This window comes from Micromonospora sp. NBC_00330, from assembly GCF_036136635.1.
GTDB classification, from domain to species: domain Bacteria; phylum Actinomycetota; class Actinomycetes; order Mycobacteriales; family Micromonosporaceae; genus Micromonospora; species Micromonospora salmantinae.
Genome location: NZ_CP108012.1, coordinates 2,377,751 through 2,403,663 on the forward strand (window position 1 = coordinate 2,377,751; position 25,913 = coordinate 2,403,663).

23 protein-coding genes are annotated in these 25,913 nt (G+C 70.7%); 7 read left to right on the top strand and 16 right to left on the bottom strand.

Annotated features, from left to right (window positions below; all coding sequences use genetic code 11):
* Window positions 1-5: 5 nt before the first annotated feature.
* From nrfD to OG598_RS10580, 4 genes are all read right to left on the bottom strand, one after another.
* Window positions 6-1,265, bottom strand: a complete 1,260-nt coding sequence (gene nrfD / locus OG598_RS10565) for an NrfD/PsrC family molybdoenzyme membrane anchor subunit (RefSeq protein ID WP_328654247.1) — start codon at window positions 1,263-1,265, stop codon at window positions 6-8.
* Window positions 1,262-2,230 (bottom strand): 4Fe-4S dicluster domain-containing protein, encoded by a 969-nt coding sequence (locus tag OG598_RS10570; RefSeq protein WP_328654248.1) that lies wholly within the window; start codon window positions 2,228-2,230, stop codon window positions 1,262-1,264. Before OG598_RS10570 ends, nrfD begins: the two co-directional genes overlap by 4 nt.
* On the bottom strand, window positions 2,220-5,492 hold the full coding sequence (gene fdh, locus OG598_RS10575) for a formate dehydrogenase (protein ID WP_328654249.1): 3,273 nt from the start codon (window positions 5,490-5,492) through the stop codon (window positions 2,220-2,222). Before fdh ends, OG598_RS10570 begins: the two co-directional genes overlap by 11 nt.
* Window positions 5,493-6,206: 714 nt before the next feature.
* Window positions 6,207-6,767 (bottom strand): hypothetical protein, encoded by a 561-nt coding sequence (locus tag OG598_RS10580; RefSeq protein WP_328654250.1) that lies wholly within the window; start codon window positions 6,765-6,767, stop codon window positions 6,207-6,209.
* 795 nt (window positions 6,768-7,562) lie between these two features.
* Between OG598_RS10580 and OG598_RS10585 the strand changes: the two genes are divergently transcribed.
* A complete protein-coding gene (locus OG598_RS10585) occupies window positions 7,563-7,904 on the top strand; it encodes a hypothetical protein (protein WP_124770765.1) in 342 nt (113 codons plus the stop codon).
* The gene (locus OG598_RS10590) at window positions 7,901-8,560 is read left to right on the top strand and encodes a nucleotidyl transferase AbiEii/AbiGii toxin family protein (RefSeq protein WP_328654251.1); all 660 of its coding nucleotides are present in this window, start codon (window positions 7,901-7,903) and stop codon (window positions 8,558-8,560) included. The genes OG598_RS10585 and OG598_RS10590 overlap by 4 nt, the downstream gene beginning before the upstream one ends.
* Window positions 8,561-8,600: 40 nt before the next feature.
* On the opposite strand, the gene OG598_RS10595 is transcribed toward OG598_RS10590, so the two are convergent.
* Window positions 8,601-9,503 carry an SDR family oxidoreductase gene (locus tag OG598_RS10595; protein WP_112673355.1) on the bottom strand — a complete coding sequence of 301 codons (903 nt, stop codon included), beginning with the start codon at window positions 9,501-9,503 and terminating at the stop codon, window positions 8,601-8,603.
* 185 nt (window positions 9,504-9,688) lie between these two features.
* Here OG598_RS10595 and OG598_RS10600 point away from each other — a divergent pair, with 185 nt between their 5' ends.
* Window positions 9,689-11,479 (top strand): bifunctional metallophosphatase/5'-nucleotidase, encoded by a 1,791-nt coding sequence (locus tag OG598_RS10600; RefSeq protein ID WP_328654252.1) that lies wholly within the window; start codon window positions 9,689-9,691, stop codon window positions 11,477-11,479.
* Between the two features lie 58 nt (window positions 11,480-11,537).
* Here OG598_RS10600 and OG598_RS10605 read toward each other — a convergent pair whose 3' ends face one another.
* Together OG598_RS10605 and OG598_RS10610 are read right to left on the bottom strand one after the other, a co-directional pair.
* Window positions 11,538-11,711, bottom strand: a complete 174-nt coding sequence (locus tag OG598_RS10605; protein ID WP_238685690.1) for a hypothetical protein — start codon at window positions 11,709-11,711, stop codon at window positions 11,538-11,540.
* Between the two features lie 84 nt (window positions 11,712-11,795).
* Window positions 11,796-12,956 (bottom strand): geranylgeranyl reductase family protein, encoded by a 1,161-nt coding sequence (locus OG598_RS10610; RefSeq protein WP_328654253.1) that lies wholly within the window; start codon window positions 12,954-12,956, stop codon window positions 11,796-11,798.
* Window positions 12,957-13,103: 147 nt separating this feature from the next.
* On the opposite strand from OG598_RS10610, the gene OG598_RS10615 reads away from it, so the two are divergent.
* Window positions 13,104-13,340 carry a hypothetical protein gene (locus tag OG598_RS10615; protein ID WP_196926723.1) on the top strand — a complete coding sequence of 79 codons (237 nt, stop codon included), beginning with the start codon at window positions 13,104-13,106 and terminating at the stop codon, window positions 13,338-13,340.
* 85 nt (window positions 13,341-13,425) lie between these two features.
* On the top strand, window positions 13,426-14,865 hold the full coding sequence (locus OG598_RS10620; protein ID WP_328654254.1) for an MFS transporter: 1,440 nt from the start codon (window positions 13,426-13,428) through the stop codon (window positions 14,863-14,865).
* Between the two features lie 248 nt (window positions 14,866-15,113).
* On the opposite strand, the gene OG598_RS10625 is transcribed toward OG598_RS10620, so the two are convergent.
* The 4 genes from OG598_RS10625 to OG598_RS10640 form a co-directional block, all read right to left on the bottom strand.
* Entirely contained in the window at window positions 15,114-15,674 is a 561-nt protein-coding gene (locus tag OG598_RS10625; RefSeq protein WP_328654255.1) for a hypothetical protein, read from the bottom strand.
* A 986-nt stretch (window positions 15,675-16,660) separates the two neighbouring features.
* On the bottom strand, window positions 16,661-17,290 hold the full coding sequence (locus OG598_RS10630; protein WP_328654256.1) for a hypothetical protein: 630 nt from the start codon (window positions 17,288-17,290) through the stop codon (window positions 16,661-16,663).
* A 13-nt stretch (window positions 17,291-17,303) separates the two neighbouring features.
* Window positions 17,304-19,082 (bottom strand): DUF4012 domain-containing protein, encoded by a 1,779-nt coding sequence (locus tag OG598_RS10635; protein WP_328654257.1) that lies wholly within the window; start codon window positions 19,080-19,082, stop codon window positions 17,304-17,306.
* Window positions 19,083-19,185: 103 nt separating this feature from the next.
* Entirely contained in the window at window positions 19,186-20,433 is a 1,248-nt protein-coding gene (locus tag OG598_RS10640) for a glycosyltransferase family 4 protein (RefSeq protein ID WP_328654258.1), read from the bottom strand.
* Window positions 20,434-20,601: 168 nt separating this feature from the next.
* Between OG598_RS10640 and OG598_RS10645 the strand changes: the two genes are divergently transcribed.
* A complete protein-coding gene (locus tag OG598_RS10645; RefSeq protein WP_328654259.1) occupies window positions 20,602-21,156 on the top strand; it encodes an arsenate reductase/protein-tyrosine-phosphatase family protein in 555 nt (184 codons plus the stop codon).
* Here the strand turns inward: OG598_RS10645 and OG598_RS10650 are convergent.
* Entirely contained in the window at window positions 21,137-22,600 is a 1,464-nt protein-coding gene (locus tag OG598_RS10650; protein ID WP_328654260.1) for a polysaccharide biosynthesis tyrosine autokinase, read from the bottom strand. The genes OG598_RS10645 and OG598_RS10650 overlap by 20 nt on opposite strands.
* A 339-nt stretch (window positions 22,601-22,939) precedes the next feature.
* On the opposite strand from OG598_RS10650, the gene nhaA reads away from it, so the two are divergent.
* Complete coding sequence (nhaA, locus tag OG598_RS10655) at window positions 22,940-24,298, top strand: Na+/H+ antiporter NhaA (RefSeq protein ID WP_442931499.1); 1,359 nt, start codon at window positions 22,940-22,942, stop codon at window positions 24,296-24,298.
* Between the two features lie 102 nt (window positions 24,299-24,400).
* Here the strand turns inward: nhaA and OG598_RS10660 are convergent, their stop codons facing one another.
* The 4 genes from OG598_RS10660 to OG598_RS10675 are packed head-to-tail and all read right to left on the bottom strand — an operon-like array spanning window position 24,401 to window position 25,912.
* Complete coding sequence (locus tag OG598_RS10660) at window positions 24,401-24,598, bottom strand: hypothetical protein (RefSeq protein WP_238672039.1); 198 nt, start codon at window positions 24,596-24,598, stop codon at window positions 24,401-24,403.
* Between the two features lie 4 nt (window positions 24,599-24,602).
* Window positions 24,603-24,926, bottom strand: coding sequence for a hypothetical protein (locus OG598_RS10665; RefSeq protein WP_328654262.1), 324 nt, complete (start codon window positions 24,924-24,926; stop codon window positions 24,603-24,605).
* Window positions 24,923-25,285 (bottom strand): DUF1622 domain-containing protein, encoded by a 363-nt coding sequence (locus OG598_RS10670; protein ID WP_328654263.1) that lies wholly within the window; start codon window positions 25,283-25,285, stop codon window positions 24,923-24,925. Before OG598_RS10670 ends, OG598_RS10665 begins: the two co-directional genes overlap by 4 nt.
* Window positions 25,286-25,324: 39 nt before the next feature.
* Complete coding sequence (locus OG598_RS10675; protein ID WP_328654264.1) at window positions 25,325-25,912, bottom strand: TMEM165/GDT1 family protein; 588 nt, start codon at window positions 25,910-25,912, stop codon at window positions 25,325-25,327.
* Window position 25,913 lies beyond the last annotated feature (1 nt).

The following is a 25,913-nucleotide window of genomic DNA, read 5'->3' on the forward strand; positions in this document are numbered from 1 at the left end:
TTCGATCACACCGCGGGCGGGACCGCCCGCTCAGATGGAAGATCCATGCCGGTTCGCCGCGCCTCGACCCGTTCGCGCTGCGGCACCACCGTGTACCGGGGGTCGCGGGCCGAGGCGACGCCGCCGTAGAAGATGCCGAACCGGGTCAGCACCGACGCGGCCAGCAGAGCGGTCCCCGAGAGCGCCCCGACCATCCGGCTGCGCCGGCCCAGCAGAGCACCCGCCACCCCGCCGACGGTCAACAACCGACTGGCGCGCAGCAACCGACCCGGCCGACCCAACCGGTAGGGCTCGCTGAGCAGGCCGAGGCGGGTCTCCACCCGATGCGCGCCGTACAGCTCCAGCGCCGCGCCGGCCACCGCCATCCGGCGGGCCGGCCCGGCCTGGGCCGGCGGCGCGGCGAGCAGACCCACACCGGCGCCGCTGGCCAGCGCGCTGCCCGCGAAGATCACCGGCAGCTCGGGGTACGCCTCATGCCACGACGGCACCGCCGTGTCGGCCAGCAACACCCCGGTGTACGTGGCCAGCGCCGGCGCGGTGCCGGCGGCGAGCAGCCCAGCGGCGTGCCCGATCGGCGGCAACGCCCGGCCGGCCAGCCCCAGCAGACCGTGCCGGGGCAGCACACCGGCCGCCTCGGCAATCGCGGCGACACCCGCCGCCGGCCCGTACGCGGTCAGAATCCAGGTACCCACCGACATCGGCGAGGTCAGCTTGGCCACCCGCAGCATGTGGTGGAACCGCGCCGGCCGGCCCAGGTCCTTCACCAGGAAGACGGCGCTGGCGCTGACGGCGGCCAACGCGGTCACCCGACCGGCGCGCCGCAACGCGGGCCGCCCGGTGAGTTGCCCGCCCGCGGCCAGCAGCGACGAGCCGGCGGCCAGCCCGCCGGTGAACAGGTACGCGGCGATGTCCCACTTCCAGACCGGCCCCTTCAGAACGGGCCGACCGTAATAGGACGTGAACTCGGCCTCCGGCACCCGCAGTTCCTCACCGCCGCCGCGCCGCCTGCCCCGCCGGCCCCCGGCCTCGGTGCTCCGCCGCGCCGTCAGGTCGCCCCGGCGACTGCTGGCGACGGTGTCCCTGTCGTTCGGATGGTCGCCACCGCTCGTGGCCGCTGCACCCCTCGCGACCTGCGCGCCACTCGTGGCCGCCGCACCGCTCGCGGTACTGCCGTCGCCGCTCACCGACTGTCGATCGCCGCCCTCGGCGGCGAGGCGCTCCCGGAAGCGACGGAACCGGTCGCCCACGGGGCCCGGTGGGGTCATGAGGAACCTCCGACGAACGCGGCGACGGTCGCCGCCGCCATGGCGAGAGCGGCGAGGCCGGCGCGCTTCCACATCTTCGGCAGGTCACGAGTGGTCACGACCGGGTCGGGCGGCAGCCCGTACACCTCGGGTTCGTCCAGGAGCAGGAAGAACGCCCCGTCACCACCCACGCCGTCGTTCGGGTCGTGCCCGTACAGGCGGGCCTCGGGGACCCCCCGCTCGTGCAGCGTCTCCACCCGGGCGGCGGCGCGTTCACGCAGCTCGTCGAGGGGCCCGTACTGGATCGACTCGGTCGGGCACGCCTGCGCACACGCCGGAGTCATGCCCGCGCCCAACCGGTCGTAGCACAGCGTGCACTTCCACGCCCGACCGTCGTCCTTACGCTGATCGATCACCCCGTACGGACACGCCGAGATGCAGTACCCACACCCGTTGCAGATGTCCTCCTGCACCACCACCGTGCCGAACTCGGTGCGGAACAACGAACCCGTCGGACACACGTCCAGGCACGCCGCATGCGTGCAGTGCTTACAGACGTCCGACATCATCAACCACCGGAAATCCGTGCGCTCCTCGGCGCCCGTGCCCCGGCCCGGCGGCTGGGCCCCCGGCATCCCCAGAAACTGCGGCCCCCCGTCGACCAGCCGGGCCGGGTCGGCGTCGACCGGCGCGCCGAGGACGTCCGCCGTCGCCGCGCCGTGCCCGGCCGGGCGGGGCTGCTCGATGAACGCGACGTGTCGCCACGAGTTCGCGGTCAACGCGCCAGTGTTGTCGTACGACATGCCGAGCAGATCCAGGCCACTCTCCGGAACGCCGTTCCACTCCTTGCAGGCGACCTCGCAGGCCTTGCAACCGATGCAGACGCTGGTGTCGGTGAAGAACCCCATCCGCGGCGGCGCGTTCTCATAGCCCGCGTCGGGTGCCGGGTCCAGCGGACCGTACAGGCTGTTCGGGTCAGGAAGCACCGTGCTCCTTCCCCTCGTTGTCGGTGGTCACGGCCGGCGCGTGCTGGCCCGGGACGATCCCGGCGCGCCGCTGGTAGTCGGCCACCAGCTCGAGCAACGCCGGGCCGGTGGGACGACGGCCCGGCCGCACGTCGCAGGTGCCGACCTTGCTCTCCTGGATCAGCACGTTCGGGTCCAGGCTGATACCGAACAGGTCGTTGGCCGAGTCGCCGGTGACCAGGCCCTCGAAACCGAAGTGGTACGGCAACCACACCTGGTGGATGATGCGACCGTCCACCCGCAGCGGGGTGAGCCGGTCGGTCACCAGCACCTTCGCCTCGATCACCGCGCGGCCGCTGACCAGATGTGCCCAGCCGAGATGCGTCAGCCCTACCTCGCCGGCCAGGGCCGGGGACACCTCGACGAACATCTCCGGTTGCAGCTCAGCGAGCGGTGACACCGTCCGGCTCATCGCGCCGGCCGTGTGGTGCTCGGTGAGCCGGCTGACAGTGAACACGTACGGAAACACCTGAGCGTGCTCCTGCGGCGGGCTCGGGTTCACCGAGTTCACCGGGTGCGCGTACATCTTGCGGGTCGGGTTGGCCTGCTGACCGTAGAGCGGGTTACGCACCGGCGACTCCACCGGCTCGTAGTGCGTCGGCAGCGGCCCGTCCAGGACACCGCTGGGCGCGTACAGCCAGCCCTTGCCGTCGCCCTGCATGACGAACGGGTCGTCGCCCGCGATGCCCTCCGGCCCCGACGCGCCCGCCGGCGGTCGGTACGACGGAGGCTTGGTCTTCTCGAAGTCCGGCACGTCGTAGCCGGTCCACTCGGACTTCTCCGCGTCCCACCACACGTAACGCTTGCGCTCAGACCACGGGTTGCCATCCGGGTCGGCGGAGGCACGGTTGTAGAGGATGCGCCGGTTCGCCGGCCACGCCCAACCCCACTCGGCGGCCACCCAGTCCTGCTCGTGTCGGGACTTGCGCCGGGCCGCCTGGTTCACGCCGTCGGCGTACACCCCGGTGTAGATCCAGCAGCCGATGGCTGTGGAGCCGTCCGCGCGGGCCTCGGCGAAGCTGGACAGCGGACGGCCGGTCGCCACGTCGTACCCGTTGATCTCGCGCAGCACCGCCTCGGCGCTCGGCTCCGCGTGCGGACCGTGCGTGGGGTAGTCCCAGGTGAGGTCGAGCAGCGCCCGGTCGCGCGGCAGCGGCGAGTCGGCCAGCTTCTCGCGCAGTTTGCGGCCCAGGTGATAGAAGAACCACAGCTCGGAGCGGGCGTCACCTGGCGGCTCGACGGCCTTCTCCCGCCACTGCAACAACCGCTGCGTCTGGGTGAACGTGCCCTCCTTCTCCACGTGCGACGCGGCGGGCAGGAAGAACACCTCGGTGCGGCACTCCTCCGGCACGATCTCCCCGGTGGCGACCTCGGGACCGTTCTGCCAGAACGTGGCGCTCTCGATCATGAACAGGTCCCGGACCACCAACCAGTCGAGGTTGGCCATGCCGAGCCGCTGCGCGCGACCGTGCGCGGAGCCGACCGCCGGGTTCTGCCCGAGCAGGAAGTACCCCTTGATCTTCCCGTCGATCATGTTGAGCACCTGTTGGTACGTGCCGTGATCACCGGTCAGCCGGGGCAGATAGCCGTAGCAGAAGTCGTTCTCCGGCGTCGCCGCGTCACCCCAGTACGCCTTGAGCAGGCTGGCGGCGAACGACCGCGCGTTACCCCAGAACCCCTTCTGCCCCGGGTGACGAATGCTGTCCACCCACTCGTCGAAGCTCGGGTGCTCGGCGTGGTGCGGCATCGGCAGATAACCGGGCAACAGGTTGAACAACGTCGGGATGTCGGTCGAGCCCTGGATGCTGGCGTGGCCACGAAGCGCCATCACCCCGCCACCCGGGCGACCCATGTTGCCCAACAGCAGCTGGATGATCGCGCCGGTGCGGATGTACTGCACACCCACACTGTGCTGCGTCCACCCGACCGAGTAGATCAGCATGCCGGTGCGGTCCCGGCCGGAGTTCGCCGTCCACGCCCGCGCCAACTCCAGGAACTGCGCCTGCGAAATGCCGCAGACCCGCTCCACCATCTCCGGGGTGTAACGGGCGAAGTGTCGCTTGAGGATCTGGTAGACGCAGCGCGGGTGCTGCAACGTCTCATCGCGCCGGGTCTGCCCTCCCACCGGCGCGCCGTGCGACTCGTGCGTCAACCCCGCGGCGCTGTCCCGCTCCTGGGCGGTGTGCCCACTGCCCGACGAACCCTCATGCCCCTCGTACTGCCAGCTGTCCTGCACGTAAGTGCCGGTCTCCGGGTCGAAGCCGGAGAAGAAGCCGTCGCCGTCCTCGGTGTCGCTGAACTTTTCGCTGACGATCGTCGCCGCGTTGGTGTACGACAGCACGTACTCCCGGAAGTCCAACTCGTTGTCCAGGATGTAGCGCACCACCCCACCGAGCAGCGCGATGTCCGTGCCCGCCCGGATCGGCAGGTACTCATCCGCGACAGCACTCGTCCGGGTGAACCGCGGATCGACGTGGAAGACCTTCGCACCCTTGCGCTTGGCCTCCATCACCCACTGGAAACCCACCGGGTGCGCCTCAGCCATGTTCGAACCCTGGATGACGATCACGTCAGCGTTGGCGATGTCCTGCTGGAAGTCCGTCGCACCGCCACGACCGAAGCTGGCCCCCAGACCGGGGACGGTGGCGGAGTGTCAAATACGGGCCTGGTTCTCGATCTGAAGCGCCCCCATCGCGGTGAACAACTTCTTGATGAGGTAGTTCTCCTCGTTGTCCAGCGTCGCCCCACCGAGACTGGAGATACCCAGCGTCCGGTTGAGCGGTCGGCCCTGCGTGTCGACGTCCTCCCAGGTCTGCTCGCGGGCGGCGAGGATCCGGTCGGCGATCATGTCGAGCGCGGTGTCGAGCTCCAGATCCTCCCACTGCGTCGAGTACGGCCGGCGGTAGCGGACCGTGGTCTGCCGCCGCGGGCTGGTGACCAGGCTCTTGCTCGCCGAACCCTTCGGACAGAGCCGACCCCGCGAGATCGGGCTGTCTGGATCACCCTCGATCTGACTGACCCGCCCGTCCTTCACGAACACCCGCTGACCACACCCCACAGCGCAGTACGGGCAAACCGAACGGGCAACGCTGTCGGCGTCCTCGGTGCGGGCGGTGAGTGCGCGGGACCCGTCGGACTTCGCCGCGGCACCCCGGCCCAGCGGGTCCGTGCCGGTGAGCTGGCGATAGACCGGCCAACCCTCGATAAAGGTCCGTAGACCCAACCCCGACACCCCCTCCCACGCGAGCGACCCTCTGAAGATAGGTCAACTGAGACAGGTTCGCGAACCGAGGAAGCACGACAGCGCCGCCCCCGGCTGGTGGGCCGGGGGCGGCGCTGGTGTCGGTGTGCAGGTCGCCTCTCGGCGAGTGGCACGACGCGGCTCCAGCCGAACGGTATTCCGCGAGGGCGATATTAGGTGAGGCCCGGGGACACTGAGTCACACCGACACCCTCCACAACCAGCCCGCCTGCGCCGTTGTTCCCCGGCTCGGCCGGGCCGTTCCGCCGCCGGGTCCCATCGCTGCACTGCCGCTCGCCGCACGACCACGACAGCCGCCATCGCGCCGCGCGTCGGCCACAACCCACGAGATCTTGGACAGTTTCCGTTCGCGCGTAACGGAAACTGTCCAAGATCTGCTGACAGCCACCGACCGGACCGCGTCATCCGCCTCCGGCGGGCACCTGGCATCGCCGCATCCGCGTCCGGCGGGCACCCGGCGTCGCCGCATCCGCGTCCGGCGGGCACCCGGCGTCGCCGCATCCACGTCCGGCGGGCACCGGCGTCGCGACGGTCCGCGACCGTGCGTCTGCCGGACACGGAAACGGAAGTGCCGCTGGCCGGCACCCCGGTTTGCGAGTGCCGGCCAGCGGTCGGTGTCATGCGGTGGTGTTGCCGTGCGGTGGTGCTGGCGTGCGTGTTCCTTGGTGGTGCGGGGTCAGCTGTTCCAGTGCTGGGCGACGAGGTCGGTGGCCTGCTGCTCCCACTGGGCGTAGGCGTCCGGGTAGGCCGAGACCTGCACCGTCTGCGCGGCGTCGGTCAGCGCCATGTCCTGCCACCCGTCGACCTGCTTGAGGCCCTTGAGGAACGCGGTGGTGGAGTAGGCGGGGTCGGTGATCTGCTCCGGCGTACCCCAACCACTGGACGGGCGCTGCTGGAACAGGCCCAGCGAGTCGTGGTCGTTCATGTCACCCAGGTGACCCAGGTTCTCCAACTTCGACTCCTGCAGGCTCGTCGCGATCGAGATGACCGCGGCCCGCTCCGGCAGACCCGCCTTCTTCGTGGCGGCGATGATCGCCTTCACGTTGGCGCTCTGCTCGTCGTTGAGACTGATGTGGGACTGGTCGCCCTGCGGCTTCGGCGCGTTGGTCTGCACGGCCACCGCGACCGGCTTGGCATCGACCGGGTTGGCGTGGGCGGCGATCGGGCCGGCGAAGACACCACCGGCGAACGCGACACCAGCAACAGACAGAACGCTCTTACGGAAGATCGTGTTCATGGGGGTAGCTCCTTCGGGGGTAGGACACCCGCACACACCGATCGGGGAACGGCGGTGATGGGTGTGAGCACCTCGTCCGGCGCTGCACAAACAAAGGGGGGAAAGTCTGAGAGGGGTGACGCCCGGGTGGGGCGTCGGGGGTCGGCGACCTGCCGAGCGGGGGCTCGTGGCGCCGGGTCCCTGTGTAACGACCGGCGGGCCAGGGTCATTCCGGGGTCGGCCCATCTGCCGGCACCCTCATCGTGGCAGTGCCTGCGGTCGTTCGTGGGGACTGTAACCATCGGGGGGCCGGGGTCATTCCGGGGTGGCCCACCCGTCGGCACCCTTGTCGTGGCGGTGCCAGGTGGTCGTTCGTGGGGACTGCAACGACCGGGTGGTGGCTGGCATTCCAGCCTGCGCGACCAGCCCTCAAGCGTCCGGGCGGCGGGTCGGTGGTACTGCGATCGTCAGGGTATGTAACGACCCCGACCCCGCTATGATTCCGACCCACGAGTGCACCCGGCCACCACCCACCAACACCCACCGACGGACAAACCACCCAAGGCCGCCGGACCCACGGCGCCGAACCGGCCCTCACCCGGGTGATCCACTCGGGTTCACGGAAGTCGGGGCATCCCGGACGGCCGGACACCCCGACTTCATGAAACCCGAGTCGATCACGATCGGGGCGAACGCGCGAAGGCCGCACAAAACCGGACAGACTTCGCATCCGAGCAGGGCATGCTGGCGCGCCGGGTGCAGCGTGCGGGGATCGACCTGAGCGACACACGCTCTGGTGGGCGTTACCCTGACACCATGCAGGCCGTCTCCCCCACCGCGACCGGCGTGGCCTTTCTGGCCCGCCCGGGTCGCCCCGCTGTGGTGGCGCGGACGCTCGCCGAGCTTGCCGGCCCCACCCGAGGTGTGGTGGAGCTGCCGGTACGGCTGATGTGGAACGCCGAGCGCACCTTTGACCTCGGCGACCCGGACCAGCTGCTCTGGATGTACGAGAACGTGCTTCGCGAGACCACTCGGGCCGAAGATCTGCGCGCCCTGATCAACGGGCGGACGCTGCGTCGGGTGTGGCGACTGCTCAACCTGCCTCGGGGCGTACGCCAGGCGTGGGAGAGCCGGCACCGCGGCCTGCGCGCGGCGTGAGCGAACCTCATCTGCACGAGTTCTACCGGGAGGTGGCCCGGGTGGCGCTTGCCGCCGCCGGGCCGTACCGGTTCGTTCTGGGTGGTGGCGTGGCGTGGGCGGCGCACGGGCTGGTCGCCCGACCGACGGAGGACGTGGACCTATTCGCGGACGTGGAGGGTGCCGCAGCGGCGGCGTCCGCCGGGGTGCGGGTGGCCCTGGAGCGGGCCGGGTTCATCGTCAGTGATGCCGACCCGGACAGTGACCTGGCCGAGCTGTTCGACGGGTACGAGCAGGACATGAAGGACTTCGTGGTGAGCCGCGACGGACGGCAGATCCGCCTCAGCCTCGCCCGGTTGGACCGCCAGCAGAGCCCCGTGGTGATGGACCTGGGCCCGGTGATGGACGTTCGTGACCTGGTGGCGAACAAGATCGCGGCGTTGGTCAACCGGCGGGAGGTTCGCGACTTCATCGACGTGGCCGCGGCCCTCGACCACTACGACGTGACCGAGCTGTTGCTGCTGGCACGGCAGGTCGACCCTGCGCTGGAGCCGGACGACGTGCGCGCCGCCGGCCGCTACCTGGATCGGCTCTCCGACCAGCGTTTCGGCCGGTACGGCCTGGGCGCCGCCGACGTCGCCGCGATCCGGCAACGCTTCGCCGCCTGGCCACGCTGAACGGGTGGGCGTCCCGCGCGGACGCCCACCCGACGGCGGGTCACTTGGTCGGTCGACCGCCTGTGACCCCCAGGATCTCGCCCGTCACGTAGCTGGACTCCTGCGAGGCGAAGAAGACGTACGCGGGCGCCAGCTCAGCCGGCTGCCCGGGACGCCCCTCCGGGGTGTCGGTGCCGAACTGCTTCACCTTCTCCTCCGGCATGGTGGACGGGATCAGCGGCGTCCACACCGGCCCCGGTGCGACCGCGTTGACGCGGATGCCCTGCTCGGCCAGGTCGGCGGCGAGGGCCTTGGTGAAGTTGGCGATCCCCGCCTTGGTGGTGGCGTAGTCCAGCAGCTGCGGCGACGGGTCGAACGCCTGGATCGACGACGTGTTGATGATCGCCGACCCCTCGGCCAGGTGCGGAATGGCGGCTTTGCAGAGCCAGAACATCGCGTACAGGTTGGTCTTGAACACCCGGTCGAACTGCTCGGTGCTGATCCCGAGGATCCCCTTGTCCTGCGACATCTGGTACGCCGCGTTGTTCACCAGGATGTCGAGGCCGCCCAGGTCGCGTACCGCCCGGTCGACGAGTTCCTGGCAGTGCGCCTCGTCGGTGATGTCACCGCGTACCGCGACGCCCCGCCGGCCGGCGGCCTCGACGAGCCGGATGGTCTCCCGGGCGTCGGCGTCCTCCTCCTCGCCGAGGTAGGAGATGAGCACGTCCGCGCCCTCCCGGGCGAAGGCGATAGCGACCGCCCGGCCGATCCCCGAGTCACCGCCGGTGATCAGCGCCCGCTTGCCGTCGAGCTTGCCGCTGCCCCGGTACGACTCCTCCCCGTGGTCCGGCTTCGGGGTCATCTCCCCGGTCGAGCCGGGCGCTGACTGCTGCTGTGCGGGTTGACCGGACTGCTGGCCGTACTGGCTGGTCGGGTCCTGCTGGGTGTGCTGGTCCTCGCTCACTGAAATCTCCTCGCTGCGCGCGGGAAGCGGGGCTCTCCCGCGAATGCCGTCCCTGACCGCCCTACCCTGCGTCGGCCTGCGGAAACCGCTGCAACGATCGGGGCTGCCGTGGCAGGAGCGCCGGGTGCTGGTTATGGTGCGCAAGGCGCTCACGAGGCGCGTCCACCCCCATGGAAAGGCACGTCATGACCTCTCCCTCCGGCCCGTCGCGCCGCCAGGTGCTCGTCGCCGCGGCGGCCGCGGCGACCACTCCGCTGATCGCCGCCGCGCCCGCGCAGGCGGCCGGCGCGCCCCGGCCGCGCACCTGGGACCTCACCCTCCTGGGCACGTCGGACACGCACGGCAACGTCTACAACTGGGACTACTACCGAGACGCCGAGTACGACGACAGCAAGCAGAACGACATCGGCGTGGCGAAGCTGGCGACCCTGATCAACCAGATTCGTCGGGAGCGGCGCGGCAAGGCGACGCTGGTGCTCGACGCCGGCGACACGATCCAGGGCACGCCGCTGGCCACGTACTACGCCAAGCAGGAGCCGATCACCGCCACCGGGGAGAAGCACCCGATGGCACGGGCCATGAACGTCATCGACTACGACGCGGTGACCCTGGGCAACCACGAGTTCAACTACGGCCTGCCGTTGCTGGATTTGTGGATCCGTCAGCTCGGCTTCCCGGCGCTCGCCGCGAACGCCGTCAACGCGAAGACCGGCAAGCCGGCCTTCCTGCCGTACGTCATCAAGAAGGTCTCCCTCGGTTTCGGCGCGCCGACCCTGCGGGTCGGCATCCTCGGGTTGACCAACCCCGGTGTGGCCATCTGGGACAAGGGCAACGTCGAGGGCAAGCTGCGCTTCGACGACATGATCGCGACCGCCGCGAAGTGGGTGCCGATCATGCGGGCCCGCGGCGCGGACCTCGTGCTGATCTCGGCGCACGGCGGTGACAACGGCACCTCCAGCTACGGACCCGAGCTGCCGAACGAGAACCCGGTGGCGCTGATCGCCCAGCAGGTGCCGGGGATCGACGCGATCCTCTTCGGTCACGCGCACAACGAGGTGGTCGAACGGTTCGTCATCAACGAGCGCACCGGCACGCAGGTGCTGCTCTCCGAGCCGTCGAAGTGGGGCCAGCGGCTCACCCGGATGGACTTCACCCTCACCCGTGAGCGTGGCCGGTGGACGATCACCAAGAAGGCCGCCACCATGCTGAACACCAACACTGTGGTCGAGGACCCGAAGGTGCTCGCCGCCGTGCGGGCCCAGCACCAGAAGACCGTGGCGTACGTCAACCAGGTCGTCGCCACGTCCACTGTGGAGTTGTCGGCGGCGGAGTCGCGGTACAAGGACACGCCGATCCTGGACTTCATCAACCACGTGCAGACCGAGGTGGTCGGCGCGGCGCTGGCCGGCACGGCGTACGCGGACCTGCCGGTGCTGTCGATCGCGGCGCCGTTCAGCCGGACCGCCGTCTTCCCCGCCGGCGACGTGAAGATCCGTGACGTGGCTGGCCTGTACGTGTACGACAACACCCTCGAGGCCGTCGTGCTCAGTGGCGCCGAGGTGCGCGCCTACCTGGAGTACTCGGCGAAGTACTTCCGTACGTTCGCGCCGGGCGCTCCGGTCGACCCGGAGCAGATCAGCGACCCGGCGGTGCCGGACTACAACTACGACGTCTTCTCCGGCCTGGACTACGACATCGACATCTCCAAGCCGGTCGGGCAGCGGATCACCCGCCTGGTGCTGTCCGGCACCGACACTCCGGTGGCGGACAACGCGCAGTTCGTGGTGGCGGTGAACAACTACCGGCGCAGCGGCGGTGGCAACTTCCCGGGCATCGTGAAGACCCAGGTCTACAACGCGCAGCAGGAGATCCGTCAGCTGCTCATCGACTGGGCGCAGGCCAAGGGGACGATCGACCCGGCCGACTTCTTCCAGCCCAACTGGCGTCTGGTACGCGAGGGCGTGCCGGTCTTCTGACCGCAGCGCATCACGAACGGGCCGTGGGTGGCGACGCCCGCGGCCCGTTCCGCGTTTCTCAGCCCTGCACGTTCCAGCGGATCGGGTCCTCGGACTCCTCCGGCCGGTCGCGCCCGGGATCGGTTTCGGTCAGGGCCACCCGCTCGTCGGGACGGACGGCGGGCGGCAGCTCCCCGAACCGCGCGTGACGCAGAAACTCGTACTCGTCGTCGGTGAACGGCTGCTCGGTCATCAGCGCCTCCTCCTGCTCCGCTGTGATTGTCCGGCGGCCACGTCGGTCGACGCCAGTAGCCGGGCGCACACCCTGTAAAGCATCCTAGGATCCTGGGTGAGCGGTGGTGGCCTGGCGTGATGGATGGGACAACCGGTCGAGCACCGCGAGGGCGGCCCGGATCGGGCGGCGGCGCAGCATCTCGTCGAAGCTCGCCCGCCCCTGGCAGAACTGCACGAACATCCGCCAGCCCGGCGGGGTCGCCAACAGCGCGTGGAACACGTCCGGGCGACGGGTGAACACGTCGAGCAGCCGGAACCCGGCCCGCATCTCCGGCAGCAGACGCTCGGCCACCGCCCGCTCGTACCCGGCCAGGTCACCGCCCGCGACCGCAGCTCCGGCCAGCTCGCCGGAGCGCAACGCGAAGCTGATGCCCTCCCGGCTCCACGGCTCCAGCAACCCCGCCGCATCCCCCACGACCAGCACCCGGCCGTTGCGCAACGGTGAATCCTCCGCCCGGCAACGGGTCAGGTGACCGGAGTCGTGCTCCGCCGGCAACCCGGTCAGACCCAACCTGTCGACGAATCGCCGCAGGTACTCGCGGGTCCCCTCCCCCGCGCCCCGACCGGCGATCACGCCGACGGTCAGCCGGTCACCCTTGGGAAAGACCCAGGCGTACGAGCCCGGCATGTCGCCCCAGTCCAGCAGCAGCCGACCCCGCCACCGCTCCTGCTCGGCGGGCGGCACCGGAATCTCCAACTCCAGACCCAGATCCACCTGCCGGTAGCGAACCCCGACGTGCCGGCCGGTCACCCCCGACGAGCCGTCCGCCCCGATCACGGCACGAGCCGCGATCGTCGTACCGTCGGCCAGCCGCAGGCGTACCCCCTCGGGGTCCTGCTCGATCGCGCGGACCGCGACCCGCTCCCGCAGTTGCGCGCCGGCGGCGACCGCCGCCGCGCGCAGCCGATCGTCGAACTCCTCGCGGCGCACCATCGTCACCACCGGACTGTCGTGGCGGCGGGTGAACTCCCGACGGCCGTCGCGGGTGAACGTCACCCGGTCCACCCGGTCGTGCGCGGGCACCTCGATCCGATCCTGAACGGCCGCCAGCGAGGTGCCGATCAGGCCACCGCCGCAGGTCTTGTACCGCGGGTGAACGGCCCGCTCGACGACAAGGGTGGACACGCCCGCACGGGCAGCGGCGTGCGCCGCGGACAGCCCCGCGGGGCCAGCGCCGACAACGACGAGATCCCAAACGATCACGGAAGCAGCCTAGGGCACCTCCCCCGCCCGCCCGCCGGACCCGCCCGCCGGCGCGACCGCCCGATCGGGTGTGCATCTTCGGGCACCGAGGGGGTAACCGGCGCACGGCAACCGCCACCACAGTGGCGGACGAGCAGAGGAGGAACCATGCAGCAGGTGCAACTGTCGGAGGCCGAGCAACGGGTGTACCAGGCGGTCACCACCCTTGAGGCACGCGGGCAGGTGCCCTACCCGGACCTGATCGCCGAGGAATCCGGGCTGACCGCGGAGCAGGTGAACAGCCCCCTGCATCTGCTCACCGAGAAGGGCCTGCTGCACCGCGAGGACTCACCGATGGCCGGCCTCGACTTCGGTCCCCGGTTCTGCGCCCGCCAGATGGCGTGACCGACGGAACCAGCCGGCACGGTTCGCCCCCCGAAGACCCGGGTAGCGGTCAATCATGCATGACCGAGGGTCGACGGGGGGCGCGATGAGCGCGGCGCAGACGCCGCAGCCGGTGACGGCGGCCGAGAACCGACGACGCTGGCAGGCGGTCGGCGTCGGACTCGTCGCCGCCTTCATGACGCTGCTCGACGTGAGCATCGTCAACGTGGCCGTGCCCTCGATCGACCGGGCGCTACACGCGTCGTCGAGCGACCTGCAGTGGATTCTCTCCGGGTACGCGCTCACCTTCGGCCTGGCGCTGGTGCCCGCCGGCCGCTTCGGCGACGCCCGCGGTCGGCGCAACGCGTTCGTCTTCGGCATCGCGCTGTTCACCGTCACCAGCGCGCTCGCCGGGCTCGCCACCTCCCCGACCTGGCTGGTCATCGCCCGACTGCTGCAGGGCGCCGCCGCCGGCGTCGTCAACCCCCAGGTCATCGGGCTGATCCAGCAACTGTTCCGCGGGCCCGAACGCGCCCGCCCGTTCGGGCTGCTCGGCGCCACCATCGGCATCTCCACCGCCGTCGGGCCGCTGCTCGGCGGACTACTCATCGCCATCGGCGGCGACGAACACGGCTGGCGTTGGGTCTTCTTCGTCAACGTGCCGGTCGGTGTCCTCGCCGTGATCCTCGGTTGGCGGCTGCTGCCCGGCCGCCCCACCGGTCAACGCGGCTGGCATCGACTCGACCCCGTCGGCGTCCTGCTGCTCGGCGTCGGTGTCGTCCTGGTCCTGCTGCCACTGGTACAGGAGCAGCAATGGAAGACCCCGTGGAAGTGGGCGCTCATCCCGGCCGGCCTGGCCGTGCTGGTCGCCTTCGGGCTCTGGGAACGACGGTACGCACGCCACCACCAACCCCTGTTCGACCTGCGGCTGTTCAGCTTTCAGTCGTACACGCTGGGCTCGATCCTGGCGCTCGTCTACTTCGGTGGCTTCACCGCGATCTTCTTCATCTTCACCCTGTTCCTCCAGATGGGCCTCGGCTACAGCGCGCTCGTCGCCGGCCTGGCCATCACCCCCTTCGCCCTCGGCTCCGCCGCCGCCGCCGTACTCGGTGGACGCATCGTCAACCGCTTCGGTCGACCACTGGTCGCCATCGGACTGCTCACCGTGGTGATCGGACTGGCCGCCACGGTGATCGCACTGCACCTCTTCCCGGACGCCCCCGCGCCCTGGGTCACCGCCGGCCCACTGCTCGTCGCCGGCATCGGCAGCGGACTGGTGATCGCCCCCAACCAGACGATCACCCTCTCCGAGGTGCCGGTCGAGCAGGCAGGCAGCGGCGCGGGCATGCTCCAGACCGGCCAGCGGATCGGCGCCGCCGCCGGCATCGCCGCCGTCGGCTCGCTGTTCTTCTCCACGCTGGCCGACAGCCGCGGCGACTGGACCAACGCCTTCGAACAGTCCCTCATGCTCGCCACCGGCATCATCGCGCTCGCGTTGGTCGCCGCGCTGATCGATATCTGGCGCACCCACAACCACAAGAACTGACCGGGGTACGCCGGCGGCCGGCACCCGGGTGTGGGTGCCGGCCGGCAAGTCTTTGTGGTGGTGCGGTTGGTGCGGGGTCAGGGCACGGAGATGCCGGGCACGGAGATGCCGGGCACGGAGATGCCGGGCACGGAGATGCCGCTGGCCGGCACCCCGGGTTGCGGGTGCCGGCCAGCGGTCGGTGTCGTGCGGTGGTGTTGCCGTGCGGTGGTGCTGCGTGCTTGTTTGCGATGGTGCTGTGGTGCGGGTCAGCTGTTCCAGTGCTGGGCGACGAGGTCGGTGGCCTGCTGCTCCCACTGGGCGTAGGCGTCCGGGTAGGCCGAGACCTGCACCGTCTGCGCGGCGTCGGTCAGCGCCATGTCCTGCCACCCGTCGACCTGCTTCAGACCCTTGAGGAACGCGGTCGTGGAGTAGGCGGGGTCGGTGATCTGCTCCGGCGTACCCCAACCCGAGCTCGGGCGCTGCTGGAACAGGCCCAGCGAGTCGTGGTCGTTCATGTCACCCAGGTGACCCAGGTTCTCCAGCTTCGACTCCTGCAGGCTCGTCGCGATCGAGATGACCGCGGCCCGCTCCGGCAGACCGGCCTTCTTCGTGGCGGCGATGATCGCCTTCACGTTCGCGGTCTGCTCGTCGTTGAGGCTGATCCGGGACTGGTCGCCCTGCGGCTTCGGCGCGTTGGTCTGCACGGCCACCGCAACCGGCTTGGCATCCACCGGGTTGGCGTGGGCGGCGATCGGGCCGGCGAAGACACCACCGGCGAACGCGAGACCAGCAACAGACAGAACGCTCTTACGCATGATCGTGTTCATGGGGGTAGCTCCTTCGGGGGTAGAACACCCGCACACGCCGATCGGGGGACGGCGGCAGGGTGTGAGCACCTCGTCCGGCGCTGCACTAACAAAGGGGGAAAGTTTGGGGGGGTGACGCCCATCGGGCGTCGGGGTCGGCGACCTGCCGAGCGGGGGCTCGTGGCGCCGGGACCCTGTGTAACGACCGGCGGGCCGGGGTCATTCCGGGGTGGCCCACCTGCCGGCACCCTCATCGTGGCGGTACCAGGTGGTCGTTCGTGGGGACTGCAACGACCGGCGGGCCGAGGTCATTCCGGGGTCAGCCCATCCATCGGCACCCGCATCGTGGCGGCACCTGCGGTCGTTCGTGGGGACTGCAACGATCGGGTGGTGGCTGGCATTCCAACCGGCGTGACCAGCCCCCGAGGTCGGACGGCGGGTCGGTGGTACTGCGATCGTCAGGGTATGTAACGACCCCGGCCCGGCCATGATTCCGGCCCACGGGTGCGCCCGGTCACCACCCACCAACACCCACCAACGGACAAACCACCCATGCCCGCCGGAGCCACGGCGGCGGACCGGCCGTCACCGAATGATCCACTCGGCTTCACGGAAGTCGGGCTATCCCGGACTCCCGGACACCCCGACTTCATGAAACCCGAGTCGATCACGAATGAGCGGACCGCGCAAAGGCCGCAAGGTGGACAAAGTGCCCCCTTGGAATCGGATACGGGCCGGGCGAGGCTCGACGCGGCGGCGCGGGACGTCAGCGTGCCGCCGTATGTCGACATCGGCGGGCAGGGCCCGGACTGACGACGGCTGGGGGTTGGCGCTGGACATCGGCCGTACCGCGGTATGTCGACGTCGACATCGGCGGGCAGGGCCGGACCGACGACGGCCTGATAACACGGCGCTGGCGGGTCGCCGTCTGAACAGGCTGGCGCCCGTCGGAGTGTTCCGACGGGCGCCAACTTGAGTGCTATCCGGGCGCTGCCCGGTGGTGTGGATTAGTGCGCCGCACCACCGAAGCGCTGGCGGCGGCGCCAGGCCAGGGTCAGCAGCAGCATCACCGCTCCGGCGCCGACCAGGCCGCCACCGAGCTTCATGGGCGTGCCGAGGCTGTCACCCGTGACGGGCAGCGGCTGCTTCTTGTGCAGCACCCGCAGCTCGGTGCTGGCGGTACGGCCGGACTCCCGGCCCGTGGCGGTGAAGGTCAGCAGACCCGTCACCGACGGCTTGTAGGTCTTGGTGAAGCGGCCCTGAGCGTCGGTGTACGCCGTGAAGTGCAGGGGCGCGCTCGCCTGGTAGGCCACCGGAGCCATGGCCACGGTGCTGCCGTCGCTGCGCCGAGCCGGAGCCGCGCCGCCGGCCGGAGCGGCCTGCGGAGTGACCGTCACGGTGATGTCGACGGTCTCGTTCGGACCGAAGTTGGTGCCGGTCAGCACCACCGTCTCGCCGAGATAGATCGTCGGGCGGTTGACGGTCAGCGACGCGGCGGTCGGCGGGTACGGCGGCGGTTGCGGCGGGTCGGTGGTGGCGCTGGGCGTCGGCTGCGGCTGTGCCGCCCCCGCTGCCGTCGGCACGGCCACCACGGCCAGGCCGACCGTGAGCGCCATGATGATGCGGGATAGCCGCATGATTGGTTCCCTCCTACTGATCACAGCTTGGTGCGGAATGAACTTGGGTGGTCCAGGGGCTGGCGGTGGGGGTCAGCCACAGCTCGGCCTGCCCGACGGCGGTCTTGGCCGTCAGCACGGTGACCTCCAGCGCCCTCTCGGCGCCGGGGCCGACGTCGACGCTGGCCGTCGCCACCTGGCGGCGGCGTTCGGTGCCGCTGCCAAGTGCCGTCTCGGCCCCGTCCAGTCGGGCCTCCAGCACCGCTCCGCCAGCCGGGCTGAAGATCGACACCAACGTGCGGGCGGTGTACGGATCGCCGGCCAGGCCGAGGCCGAGCACGGATTTGCTAAGTCCGGACTTCGGCGCCGTTGAGCGCAGGGTCACCCGTAGCCGGAGCTCGCGGCGACCGTCCGACCGGCATTCGCCGACCGTCAGGTTCGCCGTCGGCCGCAGGTAGTAGCCGAGCTTCGCGCCGCTGCCGTCGTTGAGGAACACGCCGACGGTCGGCACGGTGTCCTGTTCCGGAAGCGTCCCGGCCATCCGGCTCTCGCCGAATGTCCGCTGTTCCTCAGGTCGGGCACTCCAGAACAATATCCGGCGTTCAGTGATAGCACGGTCAAATGCGGACAACAACACCCGCGGGTTGACATTCTTCTTGAAGAAGGCGTCGAACACCGCCGACGCCGACGCCGCGAAGAACTCGTCCTGCTGTTCGACGCCGAGGCGCTGGTAGCTGTCGTTGAGCAGGGTCTGGACCACCTTCTCGCTGGCGAGCGGGACACCGCCGGGCACCAGCACCGGACCAGTCGCCTTGAGCAGGTAGGACAGCACCACCGGATCAACGGCGAGCACGCCGTCGACGGTGGTGCCGGTCTTACGCCGGAACATCTCGCGGTAGAGCGTGGCGGCGGTCGGGAAGTGCGGGGACAGGTTGACGTCGGCGGGGTAGATGCCGGGCAGATCCGTCCAGAGGGCCCGGGTCTCCGCGGGCACCTTCAGCGCCGGGGTGAACTGACCGAGCGAGGAGGTGCTCCCCTGCTTGCCCATCTTGACCTTGCCGTTCTCCGCCTCGATCATCGCGTACGCGCCGAACATGCCGCCGGTGGCGCGCAACTCGGCGAGGTTCTGCGAGACGAGCAGGTAGCGGCGTGGGCCGTTCGCGCCGAGCAGCGGCGGGAGGAGGCGGGCGCCCTGGTCGGCAGCCGTGGTGAGGCTGGCCAGCCGGTCGATCTCGTCGCGCAGGTCGCTCAGCGCCTGCCGGATCTGGCTGACCAGGCTGTCGGCGGGCACCGCCGCCAGGTTCTGGCGGGTACGTTGCACCGACTCGTGCACCCCGGTCAGGTCCGTGGAGACGGCGGCGAGCCGGGCGAGGTCCACCCCGCCGCCGGTCGGCACCAGGCTGGCCAGGTCCGTCCGGAGCAGGGTCGGGAACGCGTTCCGGGCCAGTTCGTCGATGGCGACGGCGATCTGCGCGACGGCGTCGAGATCGTCGCCGGCGATCGGCGTACGCCGCCCGAGCTGCCAGCTCGGGTCGGCCGTTGCCGACCGGGCCGCGCCGGCCTGCTCCTGAAGGGCGGCGAGCGTCCGCAGGGCACGATCGGTGTCCCCACCGACGATCTGGGCGCTCAACTCTCGGGCCAGGCCAGCGGCGTTGAGCAGGTGAGTGCGCGCCTGCCAGCCGCGGAAGCCGATCCACCCGGCGGTCGCCAGTAGCAGCGAGCCGACCACCAGCGCGCCAAGCAGCGCCCGTCGCAGTCGGGCCCGCCGACGACGCCGGGACCGGCTCCGCCGCCGGATCGGACGTTCGCTCACCGTCACACCTAACTCCCATTCGCGGAACCGGACAGAAGGTCGATTCCCTGACGTTCTTAGCACGCCTGAGGGAAGTTCGTACCGTTATCGCAATTGTCGTCCTTTAAGCGAGTTTTCTTCGTGGCTCCGTGGCGGGCTCTGCGACCCGTCCGGCCGCCTCGTGCAACAGCCGTTCGATCTGGTCCACGCCGGCGGGCAACGACATCTCGCGCAGGTACGCGGCCCGCCCTCGGCGACCCATCTCGGTGCGGGTCGGCGGCGGAATGGTGGCTGCCAACCAGAACCTGTCGGCCAATGCCGCCCAGTCCTCGGGTGGGCAGGACAACCCAGCCCGAACCCGCTCGACCAACTCGGCCGTGTCCCCACCGGCGGAGGCGATGACCGGCGCGGCGCACGAGAGCGCGGCCTGGAGTTTGCCGGGCACCGTGCCGCGCAGCTCCGGAAGGTCGCGCACCATGACCAGCTGGTAGTCGGCGGCGGCGTACAGCTCGGGCATGTCGACCGGCGACCGCCGCTCCAGGAAACGGACGTTCTCCGCGCCCAGCTCGGCGGCGAGCCCCCGCACCCGCCGCTCCGCCGCCCCCGAACCGACCAGAACCAGATCCATCGTCCGGTCCAGTGCAGCGGCCGCACGGACCGCGGTCTCCAGCCCCTGCCGCGCCCCGATGGTCCCGGCGTGCATCACCACGCACCGACCGTCGCGACGGACCAGCTGGCGGGCCGCCGCGCCGGGTGTCGCCGGGTAGAAGATCCGCTCGTCGGTCCAGTTCAGCACCAGCCGGACCCGGGCCGGGTCGGCGCCGGCGGCGACCACCAGGTCCCGCATCGACGGCGCCGCGACAGCGATTCGCGCCGCGGTCCGGTAGATCCGGGTCATCGTGCTGCCCATCCGCGCCGCCCAGCGCCCCTCGCCCCCCTCGTCCGCGCCGTCGCTGGTCCAGACGTCCTGCACGTGCAGCACCGCCGGCACCCGCCCGAGCAACCGGAGCACCCCGGCGGCGGCGAACGTCGTCGCCGGCAGTTGAAAGACGTAGAGCGCGTCCACGTCACCCAGGAACCGGCGTGCGACCAGCCCCGCGCTACCGGCGAAGGAGAGGTAACTGGCCATCCGGCCACCGACGGACGCGGCACCCCCGGGGTACCGGGGCACCCGTCGGACACTCAGCCGCTGGCTGTGTGTCTCGTGGTGCCACCGCTGTCGCCAGCCGGGATAGACGTGGCCACCGGGGTAGTCCGGAAAGCCGGTGAGGACCCGTACCTCGTGTCCACGCGCGGCCAACTCCTCGGCGAGGCTCCCCGGGATGAACGCCGGCTCTGGCGGAAAGTGGTACGACAGGATGCCGATCTTCACCGGTGCGCCCCCGTCCCACAGGGATCGCCGGCGACCGGCGCGGCACCATGACCGGCCGGCGTGCGGCGCGCGTACGATGCCGACAACCCCTCCCCGCGCGGCCACCGGCGTCGACGCACCGCCCCCGCGGTGCGCGCTTCGGTGTCCGTACCGATGAGAGGGGCACCGATGGCTGATCGCGTGTTGTTCGTCTGCCACGCCAACCTGTGCCGGTCACCGATGGCCGAGTACCTGGCCCGCCGGCTGCTGGCCGACCGGCCCGTCGAGGTGGCCAGCGCCGGCACCGACGCGATCGACGGGCTGACCATGCACCCGTACGCCCTGGAGGTCGCGACCGAGAGCGGCACGGACCCGACGGCGTTCCGGACCCGGGGGTTGCGCCCCGAGTATCTGGTCGACGCGACGCTAGTGCTGACCGCGACCCGACGCCAACGCTCGGTCTGTACCGCGTTGGCGCCGGGGGCGCTGCACCGGACGTTCACGCTGCGCCAGTTCGGCCGGCTGGCCGCGGCGGCCGAGCCGCCCACCGACTCGGCCGACGACCCGCTGCGGGCGGCGATCGCCGCCGCCGCCCAGGCCCGGGGACGGCTGCAACCCGCCGCCCCGAACGAGGACGACCTTCGGGACCCGATCGGCGGTACCGCGGCCGACTTCAGACGCTGCGCCGAGGAGATCGAACGGTCGCTGCGACCCCTCGCCGCGCTCATCGGGGCAGCCGGGTGAGTTCCTGGGTGTGGTCGGGGACTCCGTTGACCCCGTCGGCCGTCGCGCTGTGCCGGCCGGACGCGGCCCGGTCGGCCGGCACCGACGCCTCGGTAGTCGAGGCCACCACCCGGTAGGCCTCGTACTGGTACGCCTCGGCCTTGGCCACCTTGGCCATGTTCAGCACACAGCCGAGCAGCCGGACCGAGACCGAGTGCAGTGACCGGGCCGCCGCGGCGACCTGGGTCCGCGAGGTACGGCCCTGCTGGGTCACCAGCAGCGCGCCGTCGGCCTGCACGGCCACCACCACGCCGTCGGTCACCGCGAGCAGCGGCGCGGTGTCGATGATCACGATGTCCGCCGACTCGCGCAACGCCAGCAGCAGGTCCGACATGGCCTTGGAGCCGAGCAGCTCGCTCGGGTTCGGCGGGGCCGACCCACTGGGCAGCACCAGCAGCGACTTGTCGCCCCAGCGCTGCACGACGTCGCCCACCTTCACGTCGCCGACCAGCACGTCGGTCAGGCCGACGCCGGCGTCCAGGCCCAGGTAGTCGTCGACCTTCGGGCGGCGCAGATCGGCGTCGACAAGCAGCACCCGCCAGCCCGCCTCGGCCAACGCGATGGCCAGGTTGCAGGACAGGGTGGTCTTGCCCTCGCCCTGAAGGGCGCTGGTCACCGCAATGACGCGGGCCGGCTCGTGGACGTCCACGAAGCGCAGGTTGGTCCGCAGCTTGCGGACCGCCTCGGCGCGTGCCGAGGTCGCGGCGTCGCCCACGATGAGCGGAGCGCTGCGGGCGTTGGCCTCGAACGGAATCTCACCGAGCAGCGGGCTGCCGGTGGCGCGTTGCAGGCCGGCGGCGTCGCGCAGTCGGACGTCGGCGACGCCGCGCAGGATCGCCAGACCGATGCCGAGGATCAGGCCGATCAGGCCGCCGAGGGTGAGGTTGCGGACCGGCTGCGGCGAGACGGGGTTGGCGGTGACCCTCGGGCCACTGACCACCTCGATCTTGATGGGCGTCTTGCCCTCCGGGGTCGTCTCGACCTTCTGGACGAGCTCGACGAACTTGTTGGCGAGACTCTCCGTCACGCGCAACGCGCGAGTCTGGTCGGTGTCGGTCACCGACGCCCGCAGGAGAACGGTGCCGGTCTCGGTGGAGGTGCTCACCCGGCGCTGCACCTCGTCGGCGGTGAGGCCGACCGGAGTTTCGGCCACCACGCTCTGCGCCAGCCGGTCGGAGCTGAGCAGGTCGGCGTACGACTTGACGCGCTGCTGGAGAAAGAGCCCGCCCTGGTAGGCGTCGGTAACGCCGGTGCTGGGGGTGGTGACGAAGAAGGTCACCGAGGCGACGTACCGGGGTTGGGCCCGTACGGTCAGGAACGCCGAGACGCCGAGAGCCACCATGACCGTGACCAGCGCGACCCACCAGTGCCGACGCACGTGGCGCAATTGGCGGAGCAGGTCCATCAGGAGCGCCCCCGTGCCGGTCCGGTTACGGCAAAGAACTTCACGAAAACCCCCAAGGTCGTCTCTAAACTCGTGAAACCATTAAAGCGGCTCATACGGCTTATGTCCGGAGTTACCTATATTCCGGCGGCGAGATGTGCGCCCGCATGACCAACCCGACAAACGTCCATTCGGCAGCGGCGACAACCGAGGAAAAAGTCGAAGGCCGATCGGAGGGCGTCCGATCGGCCCAGCGGTCGCCGCCGACCGCGCCGCCGGATAGGGTCGACAGCGGTGTGCCGGGAAGTCTGGTCGGCGAGTGGATTCCTGCCGTCCCGACTCCTGTAGGTGAGCCCGAAGTTGACCTCCCCCACCCCGCCACCAGGCCCGCGTCCGCCGAAGATCCGGCTGTTCTCCCGATCGTCCTGGCCGCAGGCCCGGCACCTGGCCGGCGTGCTGCGTACCGAGACAGTCGGTGGCGCGCTGCTGCTGTCAGGCGCTCTGATCGCGCTGATCTGGGCCAACTCCCCGTGGTCCGACTCGTACACCAGGCTCGGCGACGTCGTGCCCTGGCCCGGCGCGCCCTGGCACCTCGACCTGAATCTGGCCACCTGGGCGGCTGACGGCCTGCTGGCCATCTTCTTCTTCGTGGTGGGCCTGGAGCTCAAACGGGAGTTCGTCGCCGGTGACCTCCGCGACCCGCGCCGAGCCGCCCTGCCGATTGCGGCAGCGCTCGGCGGGATGGTGCTGCCGGCGCTGATCTACGTGGCGGTGGTGCTGAGCGGGGGCGGGGAGGGCCTGCGCGGGTGGGCCATTCCGACCGCCACCGACATCGCATTCGCGCTGGCCGTACTCGCTGTGGTCAGCTCACATCTGCCCCAGGGCCTACGCGCATTCCTGCTCACCCTCGCGGTGGTCGACGACCTGTTCGCGATCACCATCATCGCGATCTTCTACACCGCCGACTTCCATCCCGTACCGCTGCTCGCCGCGTTCGCGCCCATCGGGCTCTTCGCGGTGCTGGTGCAGCGGGGGCGCACCTGGTGGTGGGCGCTCATACCGCTCGCGATCGCCGCCTGGACACTGATGCACGCCTCGGGCGTGCACGCCACCGTCGCCGGTGTCCTGCTCGGCTTCACGGTCCCGGTGCTCGCCCGTCGACGGGCGGGCGGCGACCAGACGGCCACCGCCAGTGCGGAGGCGGGCGAGGGTGGGCTCGCCGCCCGCCTGGAACACCGCTGGCGGCCGGTGTCGGCCGGCTTCGCGGTGCCGATCTTCGCCCTCTTCGCGGCCGGGGTCACCCTGCGCGGCACCGACCTCGGCGCCCTGCTGAGCGACCCGATCGTGATCGCCATCGTCGCCGCCCTGGTGTTCGGCAAGAGCATCGGCATCTTCGGCTCGACGTACCTGCTGGCCCGGTTCACCCGCGCCGAACTGGACGAGGACATCACCTGGGCCGACCTGCTCGGGATCGCCCTGCTGGCCGGCGTCGGCTTCACCGTCTCGCTGCTCATCGGCGACCTGGCGTTCGGGCCGGGAAGCACTGCCGACGACCGGGTCAAGGCGGCCGTGCTGCTCGGCTCGGTGATCTCCGCCGGGCTGGCCGCCACGGTGCTCAGCCGCCGCAACGCGGCGTACCGCGGGGTGGCGGAGAAGGAGCGGCTGGACGCCGACGGGGACGGCGTACCCGACGTCTACCAGCACCCCGACGCCCGCTGAACACGCCGGCGCGGCGCGGCGAGCGCGAAACGCCTAAGGGCGGCGCGGCGAGCGCGGTTCGCCGTCGTGCCGCGCCGCCGCACCAACCGCGCGGGCTCGCCCTCAGCGGCGACGGTCGGCGGGCGGCAGGTCCTCGGTCTCCTCGACCAGCGCCTCGGCCGTCGGCCCGGTGAGGTCGTCGCCCGGCACCGCCACCGCCTCGACGCGATCCTGCTCGTCGGGCTTCCCGCCGGGCGGCGGCTCCGGGGCGGTGGCACCGCCGGCGTAGCCGTACTCGTTCGGTTCGTCGTGCCGGCTCATGTGGTCATCCTCCCGCTTTTCCCGTTTCACCTGTCGAGGCCAACGGTAGGTGGTGATCGTCCTCGGCGCAGCGCGCCGGGGATTGTCGGCCGGACCATGGGGGTGGGCGGCTGAGCGCCGCCCCGAGCAGCTGACGCAGGGCGATGATCGCCACCGCGCCGGCCAGGCCGTTCCAACCCGGCTCGCCGGCGAGCCGGAGCAGGCCGGCCGCGGTGAGCAGGTCCAGCAGTACCCGGACGCCGCTGCGCAGCGCCCCGGTGGTGAGCGTGGTGAGCACCCCGGCGACCAGCGCCATTGCGGTTACCACCGTGACCAGGGTGCCCGTCACTGTCGACGCTCCCCCTCGGCCACCTGACGCTGCTCCTGACGGATCTCGCGGCCCAGGAAGTAGTTCAACGCCGTTCGGATCGTCGCGATCGCGGCCAGTTGGCCGATCTGCGTGAACGACGGGGACACCGCCGTGCGCAGCACGTCGGCCGCCAGCTGGAATTCCAGGCCGAGGGTCAGAAAGCGGCCCAGCGAGAGCCGGATCGGCGTGAAGCGGGCGGCGCTGCGATGTCGCAGCCCTTCGACAACGAACCGCACCGCCGCCCACACCGCGCCCACGAAGATCACCAGCGCGCCGGCCACCTCGACCACGGCAACCAGCACCTGGTCGCCCTGGCGCAACAACTCGGCCGGCTCCACCCCGGGCCGTTACCCGCCCTCCGGGCAGCTAGTCGGTGCTCAGGTCAGCTCGTTCACCGCTTCCAGGATCAGCCAGAGACCGGAGATGGCGAAGAGGATCGCGGCACCGTACTTGATGGTCTTCTCCGGCAGCCGCCGGCCGAGCATCCGGCCGACCAGGATGGCCAGCGCGTCCGCGGCCACCATGCCGATGGTGGAGCCGAGCCAGGTGCCGAACCAGCCGTACTTGGTGGCGAGGGTGATCGTGGCGAGCATCGTCTTGTCGCCCAGCTCGGCGAGGAAGAACGCCACCGACACCGCCACGATCGCGGTCTTGCTCGTCTTCTCCGCCTTGCGCTTCTCCTCCTCGGTGAGCTTGTCACCGCGCAGCGTCCACGCACCGAAGCCGAGGAACGCCACACCGGCAACCAGGGAGATCCACTCGGTCGGCAGCACCGCCCCGAGACCCACGCCGATGGCGACCGACGCCAGGTGCACCACCGCTGTGGCGACCGTGATGCCGATCAGCACCGGAATCGGTTTGAACCGCGTGGCGAAGGTCAGCGCCATCAGCTGGGACTTGTCCCCCAGCTCGGCGACGAAGATGACGCCGAAGCTGACGACCAGCGCGGCGAAAAATCCCTCCATG